This is a genomic window from Nonomuraea sp. NPDC049695 (assembly GCF_040674955.1).
Taxonomy (GTDB): Bacteria; Actinomycetota; Actinomycetes; order Streptosporangiales; family Streptosporangiaceae; genus Nonomuraea; species Nonomuraea helvata.
Window position 1 is genome coordinate 97,964 of sequence record NZ_JBFANV010000027.1, and the last position, 13,510, is coordinate 111,473.

General features: G+C 72.4%; 12 protein-coding genes. 3 read left to right on the plus strand and 9 right to left on the minus strand.

Annotated features, from left to right (window positions below; genetic code table 11):
- Positions 1-192 precede the first annotated feature (192 nt).
- The 3 genes from AB0J64_RS23880 to AB0J64_RS23890 are packed head-to-tail and all read left to right on the plus strand — an operon-like array spanning position 193 to position 4,045.
- A complete protein-coding gene (locus AB0J64_RS23880; protein WP_364030505.1) occupies positions 193-1,218 on the plus strand; it encodes a LacI family DNA-binding transcriptional regulator in 1,026 nt (341 codons plus the stop codon).
- Positions 1,215-3,059 carry a DUF2264 domain-containing protein gene (locus AB0J64_RS23885; protein WP_364030508.1) on the plus strand — a complete coding sequence of 615 codons (1,845 nt, stop codon included), beginning with the start codon at positions 1,215-1,217 and terminating at the stop codon, positions 3,057-3,059. The genes AB0J64_RS23880 and AB0J64_RS23885 overlap by 4 nt, the downstream gene beginning before the upstream one ends.
- Positions 3,056-4,045: a DUF2332 domain-containing protein gene (locus AB0J64_RS23890; RefSeq protein WP_364030511.1), complete on the plus strand. Its 990-nt coding sequence runs from the start codon at positions 3,056-3,058 to the stop codon at positions 4,043-4,045. Before AB0J64_RS23885 ends, AB0J64_RS23890 begins: the two co-directional genes overlap by 4 nt.
- Here AB0J64_RS23890 and AB0J64_RS23895 read toward each other — a convergent pair.
- Genes AB0J64_RS23895 through AB0J64_RS23935 form a run of 9 tightly spaced genes read right to left on the minus strand, consistent with a single transcriptional unit; the run spans position 4,025 to position 13,502 of the window.
- A complete protein-coding gene (locus AB0J64_RS23895) occupies positions 4,025-4,975 on the minus strand; it encodes a hypothetical protein (protein WP_364030514.1) in 951 nt (316 codons plus the stop codon). The two genes, AB0J64_RS23890 and AB0J64_RS23895, sit on opposite strands and share 21 nt — an antisense overlap.
- Complete coding sequence (locus AB0J64_RS23900) at positions 4,975-6,198, minus strand: FAD-dependent oxidoreductase (protein WP_364030517.1); 1,224 nt, start codon at positions 6,196-6,198, stop codon at positions 4,975-4,977. The genes AB0J64_RS23895 and AB0J64_RS23900 overlap by 1 nt, the downstream gene beginning before the upstream one ends.
- Positions 6,195-6,887, minus strand: coding sequence for an SDR family oxidoreductase (locus AB0J64_RS23905; RefSeq protein ID WP_364030520.1), 693 nt, complete (start codon positions 6,885-6,887; stop codon positions 6,195-6,197). The genes AB0J64_RS23900 and AB0J64_RS23905 overlap by 4 nt, the downstream gene beginning before the upstream one ends.
- Positions 6,884-7,648 carry an SIS domain-containing protein gene (locus AB0J64_RS23910; protein WP_364030523.1) on the minus strand — a complete coding sequence of 255 codons (765 nt, stop codon included), beginning with the start codon at positions 7,646-7,648 and terminating at the stop codon, positions 6,884-6,886. The genes AB0J64_RS23905 and AB0J64_RS23910 overlap by 4 nt, the downstream gene beginning before the upstream one ends.
- The gene (locus AB0J64_RS23915; RefSeq protein ID WP_364030526.1) at positions 7,645-8,538 is read right to left on the minus strand and encodes an ROK family protein; all 894 of its coding nucleotides are present in this window, start codon (positions 8,536-8,538) and stop codon (positions 7,645-7,647) included. Before AB0J64_RS23915 ends, AB0J64_RS23910 begins: the two co-directional genes overlap by 4 nt.
- On the minus strand, positions 8,535-10,511 hold the full coding sequence (locus tag AB0J64_RS23920) for a hypothetical protein (RefSeq protein WP_364030529.1): 1,977 nt from the start codon (positions 10,509-10,511) through the stop codon (positions 8,535-8,537). Before AB0J64_RS23920 ends, AB0J64_RS23915 begins: the two co-directional genes overlap by 4 nt.
- Positions 10,508-11,296 carry a carbohydrate ABC transporter permease gene (locus AB0J64_RS23925; protein ID WP_364030532.1) on the minus strand — a complete coding sequence of 263 codons (789 nt, stop codon included), beginning with the start codon at positions 11,294-11,296 and terminating at the stop codon, positions 10,508-10,510. The genes AB0J64_RS23920 and AB0J64_RS23925 overlap by 4 nt, the downstream gene beginning before the upstream one ends.
- On the minus strand, positions 11,293-12,219 hold the full coding sequence (locus AB0J64_RS23930) for a sugar ABC transporter permease (protein WP_364030535.1): 927 nt from the start codon (positions 12,217-12,219) through the stop codon (positions 11,293-11,295). The genes AB0J64_RS23925 and AB0J64_RS23930 overlap by 4 nt, the downstream gene beginning before the upstream one ends.
- On the minus strand, positions 12,216-13,502 hold the full coding sequence (locus tag AB0J64_RS23935; protein WP_364030538.1) for an ABC transporter substrate-binding protein: 1,287 nt from the start codon (positions 13,500-13,502) through the stop codon (positions 12,216-12,218). Before AB0J64_RS23935 ends, AB0J64_RS23930 begins: the two co-directional genes overlap by 4 nt.
- Positions 13,503-13,510 lie beyond the last annotated feature (8 nt).

Genomic DNA, 13,510 nt, shown 5'->3' on the forward strand with positions numbered 1-13,510 from the left:
ACAGGAATGCGCGAGGAATGCGACCGGTACGCGTGCCGTATCGACCCTCCTTGCTCCCCCCGCCAGGGAATTTGACGTGCTCGATCGCATGGGAAATCATCCGTTCAAGCGGTTACATGAACGTGAGGAGGTCGGATGCCTCGCCGGGCCACGCCCGAAGACGGACGGCCTCGCCCCTCGACGATCCGGGACGTGGCCAGACACGCCGGCGTCTCGGTCGCCACCGTCTCCCGCATCCTCTCCGGCACCTATCCCAGCGCGCCCGCCACGCGCGGCAAGGTCATGCGCGCGGTACGCGAGCTCGACTACGTGGCCAACGCCCACGCCCGCGGCCTGGCGGGGGTGCGCCCCAAGAGCGTGGCCATCGTGGTCACCTCCGTCGTCTCTCCGCACTACGCCCACGTCGCGCAGGGAGTGCAGGACCAGGCCGCGCGCGAAGGCAGGCTGTGCATCGTCGGCACCACCGGCGGAGACCCCCAGCGGGAGCTCGCCACGGTCCGGCTGCTGCGCGAGGAGCACGCCGAAGCCGTCATCCTGGTCGGCAACATGCCGGCCGACGACGCCTACCGCGAGCGCATGGCGGACTACGCCCGCGCGCTGGCCGTGGCAGGATCGCGGCTCGTGCTCTGCGGCCGGCCCCCGCTGGGCGACGACGTGCCCGCCGTCGTGGTCGAGTACGACAACACCGGCGGCGCCCACGCCATCACCAGCCACCTGCTCTCGGCGGGCCACAAGCGCATCCTCTTCCTCGGGCGGCGGACCGGATACACCACGCCCGAGAGCCGGATCGCCGGCTACCGCGCGGCGCTGGCCGCGCACCGCGTCCCGCACGACCCCGCCCTGGAGGTCGACAGCGTGGTCATGGACCGGCGCGACGGCCACCGCATGATGCGCGAGCGGCTCGACGCCGGGCCGCGCGACTTCACCGCCGTCTTCGCCGGGAACGACCTGATCGCCGCGGGTGCGCGCGCGGCACTGCGCGAACGCGGCCTGAGCGTGCCCGGCGACGTCTCGCTGGTCGGCTTCGACGATCTTCCCCCGGCGGACGACATCGACCTCACCACCGTCCACGTGCCGCACGAGGAGCTGGGCCGCACCGCCGTACGGCTGGCCCTGGACACCGACACGCCGGGCACCTCCCAGCACGTGATGCTCGGCACGCACATCGTCGTCCGCGATTCCGTCCGCCCCCACCTGGAAGAGCCGCCGTCACCGTGACACCGCCGCCCACCGACCCCCGCCTGTCTCCTCACACCGGCTGGACCCGCGCTCATTGGGAGAGCATGGCGGACCACCTGCTGGAGTCCGTGGTGCCCTACGCCACGGACGACTTCGCCCAGTTCCGCCTGCCCGGTCCGGCGAGCCGGTCAGGCCCGGTGAGCGACGGGCTGGAAGGGTTCGCCCGCACGTTCCTGCTGGCGGGCTTCCGCATCGCCGGGGCGCTCGGCGCCGTGCCGCCGGCCCTGCTGGAGCGCTATGCCGCCGGGCTGGTGGCCGGTACCGACCCCGCGCACCCGTACGCCTGGCCGCCCCTGGCCGACATGTCCCAGCCGCTCGTCGAAGCCGCCTCGGTGGCGCTCGCCCTGCACGAGACCCGCCCCTGGTTGTACGACCGGCTCTCCCCGGCGCAGCAGGAACGCGTGGTGGCGTGGCTGGCCGGGTTCGTCGGGCGGCGCACGCCGGCGAACAACTGGATCCTCTTCCAGGTGGTCGTGGAGCAGTTCCTGGCCGAGGTGGGCGGGCCGCACGACCCCGCCGAGATCACCGGCGGGCTGGAGCGGATCGAGGACTGGTACGTCGGCGACGGCTGGTACTCCGACGGCAAGGGCAAGAACTTCGACTACTACTCCGGCTGGGCGATGCACCTGTATCCGTCGCTGTGGGCCAGAATGGCCGGCGACACCGCCCGGCAGCGGCTCTACGCGGACCGCCTGCACCGGTTCCTGGAGCAGTACCAGCACTTCTTCGCCGCCGACGGCGGGCCGGTGCACCAAGGACGCTCGCTGATCTACCGCTTCGCCACGGTCGCCCCGCTCTGGCTGGGGGCGCTGACCGGCGCCTCGCCCCTTCCGCCGGGGCGCACCAGGCGGATCGCGAGCGGCGTGCTGCGCCACTTCGCCGAGCGCGGCGCCCCCGACAGCCGCGGCCTGCTCACCTGCGGCTGGTACGACGACTTCCCGCCCGGCAAGCAGGACTACTCCGGCCCCGCCTCGCCGTACTGGGCCAGCAAGGCCTTCCTCGGCCTGCTGCTGCCGCCGGAGCACCCGGTCTGGACGGATGCCGAGGAGGCCGCACCCGTCGACCTCGCCGACCAGGTCGTGGCGATGCCCGCGCCCGGCTGGCTGCTGCACGCCACCCGCGAGGACGGCGTCGTCCGCGTCGTCAACCACGGCAGCGACCGCGACCGCGTCCAGGACCCTCAGGGCTCGCCGGACCCTCACTACCTCAGGCTCGCCTACACCAGCCACACCGGCCCCGACATCGGCGACGAGGCGATCGACGGGCAGCTCGCCGTCATCTCACCGCAGGGAGCCGTCTCCCGGCGCCGCCGCATCGAGCCCGTCACCGTGGGGGAGCGCTTCGCCGCCTCGGCGTACCAGGACGGTCCCGTCCGCGTGGTGACCGCCTCCGTGGTCGACGGCGCGGCCGAGGTCCGCGTCCACCAGGTCACCGCGCCCGCCGGGCACCAGGTGCGGGACGGCGGCCACGCGCTCGCCGATCGGCGACCGCCGGCGACCGAGTCCGGGGACACCTGGGCGCTGGCCCGGCGCGCGGACGGCCTGGCCGGCGTGGTGCGCGGGCTGCACGGCTACACCGGCGCGGGCGTGGCGACCGCGCAGGGCGTGAACGCCTTCGGACGGCACTCCGCCACGCCGTACCTGACCTGCGACCACCATCCGGGCGGCACCGCCGTGTACGTCAGCCTGGTCCTGCTCACGGGAGCCGGGCAGGAGCCGCCCACGCCGGAGATCCAGGTGGACGGCGAGGAGGTCACGGTGACGCTCTCCGGCGGCGAGCCGGTCAAGATCTCTCTCGGCGACGCCGCCACCCCGCGATGAACACGACAGCGGAGTGGTACAGGAGCTTCGGGGCCATGGAGGCACGCGGGCAGTCCGCGACCTACGACCTGCTGGCCGGCCGGATCGCCGAGGACGCCGAGCTGCTGGCCCTGATCGAGCAGCTGCCCGAACCGAAGCGGCAGCCGAACCTGCTCTTCGGGGTGGTGCGGTTGCTCGGTGGACCGGTCGAGGACTACGAGGCGTTCCGTACGTGGACGTCGGCCGAGTGGGACCGGGTGCGGCAGGCCATGGCCGAGCGCCGTACCCAGACGAACGAGCCGGGCCGGTGCGCCGTGCTGCTGCCGGTCCTCGCCGCCCTGCCGCAGCCCCTGGCGCTGATCGAGGTCGGCGCGTCGGCCGGGCTGTGCCTGTATCCGGACCGCTACCGGTACCGCTACGGCGGCGGGCATGTGGTCGGGCCCGCCGACAGCCCGGTCGTGCTCGAGTGCCGCGAGGACGGGCCGGTTCCGCTGCCCGCGGAGGTGCCCAGGGTGGTCTGGCGGGCCGGCGTGGACCTCAATCCTCTCGATGTGCGCAGCGCGGAGGACATGCGATGGCTGGAGTGCCTGGTCTGGCCGGAGCAGCACGAGAGGCTGCCGCGGCTGCGGGGCGCCGTCAGCATCGCCCGGGAGGAGCCGCCACACCTGGTACGCGGGGACCTCAACGAGGTGATCGGGGACCTGGTCGCGCAGGCCCCCGCGAATGCCACGCCGGTGGTCTTCCACACCGCTGTGCTGGCTTATCTGTCTGTCGAGGGGCGGGAGGCGTTCGCCGAGAAGATGCGGGACCTGCCCTGCCGCTGGGTCTCCAATGAAGCGGTCGGCGTCCTGCCGTCCGTGGACCGCCGCCTTCCCCGGCCCGCGCCTGATGACCGCCTGGTCTGCGTCGTGGCTTTGGACGGCCGGCCGCTGGCCTTCTCGGCTCCCCACGGTCAATCCCTGGAATGGTTCGGTCGTCCGCACAAATCAGCGGCGGGGCGGCCGTAGCGCGAAGGCGGCGTGCGGGTTGGCGGTCAGCGCCGACTTGGCCGTCTCGCCGAGCCCCGCCGCCTCCAGCCGCGGCACGAACCGCTCCAGCAGGTACGTCAGCCCCGGCCCGCCGCCCAGCCCGGGCCAGTACGAGCGCCGGGCCAGGTCCATGCCGAACAGCAGCCGATGCCCCAGCCCGCGTCCGGCCAGTTCGGCGACGAGCGCGACGATCTCGCTGTCCGGTCCGTACTTGATCCGCCCCGGGCGGTCGAAGGCCAGGTACGCCCCTCTCTCCGCCAACGAGGTGAGATATCCGGCGTCGGGGTTGTGGTCGATGTGCCCGAGCACCACCCGATCGGCCTCCACGCCGCAGGCCGACAGCGCGTCCAGCAGCTCGTGCCCCATCGTGCCCTTGTCGCAGTGGGTGACGACCGGCACGCCGGTGCGGAGAGCGGCGGCGGCCACGGCGGCCACCAGCCGCTCCACGCCGCGCCCGAACGCGTGGTACGCCGTCGCGATCTTGATGGCTCCCGCGCGGGCCGACGACCGCCGTACCAGGGGCCCGACCAGCCCGTACTCGTCCATGCCGAGCTCGATCTCGGCCACCAGCAGCTCGGTGATCTCGTCGGGGGAGTAGCGGTGCAGCCAGTGCGCGTCGCTGTAGTACGTGCTCTTGTGGAAGCCGGTCACCGCGATCACGTGCAGCCCGGTGCGCTCGGCCAGCGCCTTCATCAGCGACGGGCTGCGGCCGAACCCCAGCGGCGTCATCTCGACCACCGCCGACAGCCCGAGCCGCTGGGCCGCCGCCACCTCGGTGACGGCCGCGTCCAGGGAGTCCAGCCGGTAGTCGGGTTCGTTGCGGACGGGCCAGTCACCGGTCATGAAGAGGTGCTCATGCGCATAGGTGACGCCGATCTCCTCGACGTCCCCCAGAACCGTACGGAACATCACAGCAACGCTCCTTCCTCACGCAGCCGGCCGCGCAGCAGCTCCACGTCCACCGCCGCCGGCTCCACCCCGGCCTGTACGGCCAGCGCCGCGGCCGTCCCGGCCGCCTGCCCCATCGCCATGCACTGCCCCATCGACCGGGCCGAGGCGTGGGCGTCGTGCGTGGCCGACAGGCACCGTCCCGCCACGATCAGCCCGCCGATCTCGACCGGCAGCAGGCACCGGTACGGGATCCCGTAGGTCCCGAAGTCGTGCACGTACTCCCACCGGGTGGCCGACCCCGCGGCGTGGTCCTCGATGGGCGCGCCGCACCGGGCGATCGTGTCGGGAAAATCCCTCCCAGCCAATACATCATCAGAAGTCAGGACATATTGCCCGACGAGCCGCCGCGACTCCCGCACACCGATCCGCACGGACGTGCTCAGCAGCACCGCCGACTCGTACCCGGGCACCTTGGAGCGCAGGAAGCGGACGTACTCGCTCACCTGCGCACGTCCTTCGCGCTCGGCACGCGACAGCTCGAACGGGTCGGTCGGGTCGAGCCCGCTCACCCGGGTCAGATTGGTGTGCACGATCCCGTCGTTGACGGTCCTGTGCACCGAGCCCTCGCGCCTGGGCAGGTCGGAGTCGGCCATCAGCGCGTGCAGCTCCGCCGTACTGGTGGCCGACAGGTCCACCCCGCCCAGCCGGAACGTGGCCGTCATCGGCTGCGACCGCATGCCGGGGCGCTCCAGCGTGGCGCCGGCCCGCCACGCCACCTCGCCGTCGCCCGTCGCGTCCACCACCACGCGGGCCTTGACCAGGAACCGGCCCGCCACGGTCTCCACCTCGACCCCGGCGCCCGGCACGTACGCGCACACCCTCGCGTGCAGCAGCACGTCCGCGTCCGAGGTGAGCGAGTCCCACACGAGCTTCAGCTCCTCCGGCTCGTACGTGACGCCGGTGCCGGCCCCGTACGTGTTGGGCCGCTCGAAGGCGGCCCCGGCGGAGAAGAGCCGTTCGCACACCTCCCAGCCGATCCCGCCGACCACCCTCCGCGAGACCGGGCCGGGAGCGTAGAAGCCGTAGAACGTGTCGAGCACAGCGGCACCGGTGCCGCCGAGAAAGCCCGCCGGCTCCACCAGCAGGCACGTCGCGCCGGCACGCACCGCCGCGACGGCCGCCGCGCAGCCGGCGCTGCCGCCGCCCGCGACGACCACGTCGCCTTCCCACAGGACGTTCACCGCAGATGCCACCCTCCGTCGACGGGAATGACCGCGCCCGTGGTGCGCCCCGACTGCGGGGAGAGCAGCCAGAGCACGGCCTGCGCGATCTCCTCCGGCCGGCAGGGCGACGCGCCGAGCGGCATCAGCGACGGCAGCCTGGCCTGGACGGAAGCGGACGTACGCGCTCGAAGGCTCATCGGCGTGGCCACGAGACCGGCCGAGACCAGGTTGACCCGCACGCCGCGCGGCGCGGCCTCGCGGGCGGCGGTCCTGATCAGCGGGATCAGCGCGCCCTTGGCCGAGGCGTAGGCCACCGTGCGGAAGTCGTCGTCGATCGACGTGCCGAGCGCCGAGCCGATCACGACGACCGACCCGCCCTCGGGCAGCGCGGGGATCGCCGCGCGCAGCAGCCGGAACACCGACTCGTGGTTGACCCTGTGCACCTCCTGCCAGGCCTCGTCCGTGCACTCGGCCACGCCGCCGTCGCCGAGCCGCCTGCCGGACATGCCGACCGCGTGAACGACGCCGGCGATCCCGCCGTGCCGGGCCTGCGCCTCGGCCACAGCCTTCTCGGCCCCGCCCGGCGCGGTGATGTCGACGCCGCCGGAGAGGTCCACGCCGTACGCGCTCGTGCCGGACGCCTCGACCGCCTCCACGCAGGCGCGGCCGATACCGCCGTCCGCTCCGGCCACCAGCACCGCGCTCATGGCTTCCTGAGCACGGCGGCGGCACGGCGGGCGTGTTCGAGATAGGCGGCCTCGAACAGCTCCTCGGAGCGGGGACCGCCGACGAGCTTGGCGCTGGAGATGACCGGTGGCGTCCAGCCGCCCGCGACGAGCAGCTCGGCCGTGCGGACCTTGATCTCGTTGACCACGGAGACGGCGGCCAGCGTGCTGCCCGGCCCGACCGGCTCGGCCAGCCCCTCGACCTGGCAGAGCGCGTCGCCCACCGGAGTGCACAGGTCGATCACCACGTCGGCGTGGTCGGCGAGCCGGGTCCCGCTGGGGTGTCCCGGATCGACGGCCGTGGTCTCGTTCATCGAGGTCACGGCCACGACGGGCAGGCCCGCCTTGCGCAGGCCCATCGCCATCTCGATGGGCACGGCGTTGAGCCCGCTGACGCTGAACACGATCGCCGCGTCGCTCGGCCGCAACTCGTAGTTGGCGAGGATGGCGTCGGCCAGCCCTTCGACGCGTTCGATGAACATGGCCTGCCGCATCCCGTTCGAGCCGGCCACCTGGGTGTAGAACGTCGTGGACAGCTCGACGATGGGGTGGAAGCCGGGGTAGGAGCCGTACCGGGGGAACATCTCCTCCACACCCATCCGCGAATGTCCGGTGCCGAACGTGTGCACCACTCCGCCGCCGAGGATGGCCTTGGAGGCGATCCGAGCGGCTTCGGCAAGGGCCTCCTCCTGTGTCCGTTCGATCGCACCGAGCAGCTCTATGGCGCGGCTTATCCACTTCATCCAGATCTCCTCCCGTAAAGTGCGGCGCCGATCGCCCCAGCCAGCGGGCCGAGTACGGCGGGCAGCACCGCGATGTCGCCGATCAACGGTCGTCTCCGTGCAAGCTGGGCATGCAGGGCGGATCGCATGAGATCGAGCGCGCCGGAGACGCCGCCGCCCACGACCACCGAGCCGACGCCGAAGACCGAGGCCGCGTCGCCCAGCGCCACGCCGAGCGCCCATCCGGCCCGCTCGAACGCCTTGGCCGCCCGCCCGTCACCCGCCCTGGCCGCCTCGGCGACCTCCTCCACCGTGAGCTGCTGCGCGGTGACCTTCGCCGCCGTTCCCGAGGAGAAGCCCCGCACGATGCCGGGCCCCGCCGCGAACGTCTCCACGCAGCCCCTGTTGCCGCAGCAGCACGCCTGCCCCCACGGGGCGACCGTGACGTGCCCGATCTCGCCGAGGTTGTCGCGCGGCCCGACGAGGACGGCGCCGCCCAGTGCCACGGCCCCGCCCACGCCGGTGCCGAGCACGGCGAACAGCACGTCGGCCAGCCCGCGCGCGGCGCCCAGCTCCAGCTCGGCGAGCGCGAACGCGCGGGCGTCGTTCACGACGGAGACCGGGACCCCGGCCAGCGCCCGCAGCCGGACGCCCAGCGGATAGCCGTCCCAGTCGCCCGGCGGATTCGGGACGAACAGGGCGGTTCCGGTGGCGCGGTCCACGTGCCCCGGGAGCCCGATCCCGATGGACTCGGCGTCCGGAGCCAGCTCCGAAGCCAGCCAGGCAGCGAGCTCCACCGTCTCGTCCGGGCCGGGCGGCGTGGGAACGGTGCCCGAGCCGACGACCGCGTCCCCCTCCAGCGCCACCCACTTGGTACGGGTGCCGCCGACGTCGATCCCGAGCCGGGTCACGGCCCGACCTCCAGCACCCGGGAGGCGAAGCGGGCGCCGCCGCGCGGCCGCCGGAACGGCTCGACCCCGAGCAGCCGCAGGTAGGCCAGCAGCGGCTGGGAGTGGCTGTGCAGATTCGCGACCGGGTACGCCTGCATGGCGACCCCCACGTCGGCGAGGTCCCACGTCCGCCCGGGACGGCCGGTCTCGGGCGCCAGGTACGCGTCGGGGCCCGACAGCGTGCCTTCCCAGACGTCCGGGTACGCCTCCGTGTGCGCGGCCAGCGTCATCCGCCGCCACCAGTCCCAGGCCAGCTCGGGAAGGTGCTCGGCGGCGGCCCAGACGAGCGTCATGTTGACCGCGTACCAGATCGTGCCGACCCCGCCGGGGCCGTACGCGTCGCGCGCGGGCCAGCGCAGCCGGGCGCCCAAAGGGGAATCGGCGGCGGCAGTGCGCTCGATCGTGCGCAGCAGCTCCACGGCCCGCTCAGGCGGGGCGGCCCCGCACAGAACGGCCCAAGGCTGCACCTCCAGCCACAGATCGTCGTCGCCGACGACCGCTCCCGGGCCGTACGCGCGGCGGTACCAGCGCCCGTTCCACTCGCCCGCGACCAGCTCGCGCAGCTCCTCGCCCAGCTTGCGGGCCTCGGCGGCGGTCGCGGCGTCGCCGAGCCGCTCGGCCAGCGTCGCGTAGCGCGGCAGGACCCAGGCGGCCATGGCGGAGTTCAGGACGGACTCGCCCTGGGCGATCATCACCTCGCGGGGCACGCCGCTCTCGGTGATGGCCATGTCGTTCCAGTCGGCGTTGAGTATGCGGAGGTGTCCGTGCTCGCCCCGTCCGACCGTGTCGGTGAGGAACCTGAACTGCCTGCGCAGGTTCTCCTGCAGCGGCACCTCGGGAGCCCCGTGGATCGGGTGGTACGGCACCTTCGCGTGGAAGGCGGCCTCGTCGCCCGTCGCGCTCAGGTACTCGGCGGCCAGCCACAGGGCCCACAGGTTCTGGTCCGACGGGCGGAACAGGTCGGTCCAGGGCTGTTTGCCCGGTCCGAGCGCATAGGGCAGGTCGCCGTCGGGTCCGCCCCATGCGCACGTGTTGCGCAGCACGGACAGCGCCAGGTCGGGCTCGATGTGGACGAGGGGGAGGGCGTGCTGGAGCGGGTCGCGGGCGGCGCCGTTGAACCCGTGCCTGAAGGAGTAGCAGGAGCCCTGGTCGAGGGTGTGCCCGCCGAGCACGCCGTCGGCGCAGGCCGCGCCGGTGAGCAGGGCGGCGTGCCAGGGGATCTCCCGCTCGGCCTCCGGAGCCCGCGTGGCGGACGCGCTGGGCAGCCGGGCGCGCAGGGCTGCCAGGCTGCTCTCCACCGACGCGGTCCCGGGTGGGGAGTCGAGCAGGCCGTAGCGGAAGTCGAGCACCCGCTCCGCTCCCGCCTCCAGCTCCAGCGGTACTCGCAACAGCCCGGACCGCGTCCTGACCTCGCCCAGCAACTCCAGCTCGAGCCCGGGATCGTCCGTGTCCACGGCGCCGGTGATGAGCTCGATCCTGGCCGCCCTGGCCGCCCATTCCTCGGTCAGCTCCAGCCGTACGGGCGAATCGAGCAGGTTGCGCACCCGCAGGCGGATCAGCACCCACGGCTGTTCGCCCTCCGGGCAGAGGACCGTGCGTTCGAGGGCCACCTGGTCGTCGGCCACCCGGACGACGGCGAAGGTCGGCCCGAAAACCCGCTCAGATCCCGAAATATCAGTGGAAAGCCCGCCGACCCTGGTCACGCCGGTTCCCCGGGTGAGCCACAGCAGGCCTGTGTGCTCGTCGAACAGGTCGCTCAGCCCGTAGTTGTCCGACACCAGCGTGATCCGCCGGTTGCCCACGTGCGCGAAGTGCCGCCGCGTGGGCGGGTCGAGCACGGGGTCCCACTCGGCGCGGGGGTCCCGCTCCTGGTCCGCCGTGTACGCGAACGCCGGCAGTCCGTACGCCGTCGTCCACTCCCCGAACGAGCTCATTTCCGCAACCCTCCCAGCGTCAGCCCCGCGACGTAGTAGCGCTGCAGCAGGAACATCAGCGCCAGCGGGGGCACCGCCGTGATCAGCGCGGCGGTGCTGACCAGGCCGATGCTGAAGTCGTACTCGGTCTGGAGCTGCGACAGCCCCACGGGCAGCGGCCACAGCCCGGGATCGTTGGCCACGATGAGCGGCCAGAGCAGGTTGTCCCACTGCGCGAGGAACTGCAGCAGGAAGAGCGTCAGCAGCGCGGGCCGCAGCAGGGGGACCCCGATGCGGACGAAGATGCGCAGCTCGCCCGCCCCGTCCACCCGCGCCGACAGCAGCAGCTCGCGGGGCAGCGCCAGGGCGAACTGGCGGACCAGGAACACCCCGAAGGCGCTCATCATGAACGGCACGATCATGCCCTGGAAGGTGTCGATCCAGCCCAGCGCCTTGACGACGAGGTACATCGGCACCAGCACCACGATCGGCGACAGCGACAGCGTCCCCACGATCACCGCGAACAGCGCGCGGCTGCCGGGGAAGCGGAGCTGAGCGAGCGCGTACCCGGCGGCGCCGGACAGGATCACCTCGAGCACCGCGACGCCGAGCGCGAGTACCAGGCTGTTGCGCAGGTAGAGCGGGAAGCCGCCCTGGCCGAACAGCTGCGCCACGTGCGCGCCGAGCTGGGAGACGTCGAACGTCAGCCCGCCCAGATCGTTCGCGTCCGAGGCCGAGGAGACGGCGATCATCGCGTACACCGGCAGCAGCATCACCGCCACGACCAGCGTGAGCACGGCCTTCATGCGTCATCGCCTCCCCGCAGCACGCGGAACTGCGCGAGCGAGAGCGCCAGCATGGCCACGAGCAGCACCATCGCGATCGCCGACGCGTAGCCCATGCGCTCGAACGTGAAGCCGGTCGCCCACAGATAGAGCGGCAGCACCTCGGTCGCGCCCGCCGGGCCGCCCTTGGTCAGCAGGAAGGCGGGCACGAACGACTGCATCGCCCCGACCACCGCGATGACCAGCACGAACAGCAGCGTGCGGCGCAGCAGCGGCAGCGTGATGCGGGAGAAGATCCGTAAAGGTCCCGCACCGTCGAGCGCGGCGGCCTCGAAGACGGCCGGCGGCAGCCCCTGGAGTCCCGCGGTGAGGATGATCACGAACAGGCCGAGGTGCTTCCACGTGGTCATGATCACCAGGGCCCAGAGCGCTAGCCCCTCGTCGGTCAGCCACGGCTTCGGCTCTGCGCCGGCCAGCCCGATCAGTGTGTTCGCCAGGCCGTTGTCGGCGAAGATCACCGACCAGGTCATCGAGGAGGCCACCAGCGGCATCGCGGCCGGGATCATGATCAGGCCGCGGAGAAAGGCGTTGTAGCGGCCCGGCTTGCTCAGCGGCACGGCCAGCGCCAGGCCGAACACGATCGACGGCACCACGGAGGCGACGGTGTAGACGGCGGTGACCTTCGCCGAGTTCCAGAAGCCGGGGTCGGCCAGCATCCTGCGGTAGTTCGCCAGGCCCGTCCACTCCGGCGTCCCGGCCAGGTCGTAGCTGGTGAAGCTGAGGTAGACGGCCGCCACGAACGGCACGAGCCAGAAGATCAGGAAGTACAGGGCGGCCGGGAGCGCCAGCAGGCCGCCGGTGCGTGCCTCCGCCCACCGCTGCCCCTTGCCCGACGCCCGGGCGACGCCCGGCGCGATCGCCGGCGACAGCGTCATAGGGCTCATAGGGCGATCCGCATCGCCTGGTCGAAGTCGGCCGCGGCCTGCTCGGGCGTCTTCTTGCCGAACGCCACCGCGTCGGCGGCATCGGTCAGCGCCTTGGCCATCTCGTTCCAGACCGGTGTCTGCGGGCCGAAGTCGGCATGTGGGGCCGAGTCGGCCATGATCTCGATGGCCTTCTGGTCGGCTCCCGGCAGCTTCTCCCAGCCCTTGACCGGCGTGAGCAGGCCGGCGTCCTTGAGCTGCGTGGCGGCGACGTCCTCGCGCTGGAGGTAGTCGATGAAGTGCCAGGCGGTGTACTGGAGCCGGGACTTCTTGGCGACCGCCCAGCCCCAGGTGTAGGCGGGCGCGACGGGCGGGCCCGACTCCCAGCGGGGCATCGGTGCGATGTCGAAGACCTTGCCGAACGTCAGCTTGGGGTTCAGCGTCGGGAACAGGTCCATCGCGAAGAGCCCGGACACCAGCATGGCCGCCTCACCGGTGGCGAACAACCCGAAACCGGATAACGGGTTCGACAGCTTGGGGTTGCCCAGGCTGCCGTAGTAGCGCAGCGCCTCGATCCCGGGGTCCGTGGCGAGGGTGGCCTTGGTGGCGTCGGGGCTGAGTATCGCGCCGCCCTTGCCCTTGACCAGGGCGAGCAGCTGCATGAGCGTCCACTGCGGGTTGCCCAGGATCCACTGCAGGCCCACCTTCTTGCCGTCGGCCGAGGTCAGCCGCTTGCTGTACTCGGCGACCTCCTCCCAGGTGGTGGGCGGCTTGTCCGGATCGAGCCCGGCTTCTGCGAACCTGTCCCTGCGGTAGTAGAGGTAGCAGATCGTGTAGTCGATGGGGACGCCGTAGAGCTTGCCGTCGTACGACAGCGAGCCGATCGCATGCTCGTCGTACTTCTGCACCAGCGCCTTCTCGTCGGCCACGCCCATGGCCTTGGGCATGATCGGGGCCAGCCTGCCCTTGCGCGCGTGGCCGGGGACGGTCCACCCGCCGATCTTGAACAGGTCAGGCGGGACGTCGCCGGCGAACGCGGTCAGCAGCTTGGCGTCGAGCTTGTCGACCGGCACGTACAGGGGAGTCACGTCCACGCCGCCGAACTCCTGCACGTAACTGTGGAGCAGCGGGTTGAACACCTTGTCGTACGCCTTGGTCTGGTGCAGCCAGACGGAGAGCTTCCCCCGCGGCACGCCATCGGCGGGGACCGCGGGGGCCGGGTCCGAGCCGCAGGCGGCGAGCAGGCCGGATGCCGTCGCGAGTGTGGCGGTTCTGAGCAGGGCACGGCGGGACAACCTGGTCATGCGCGACC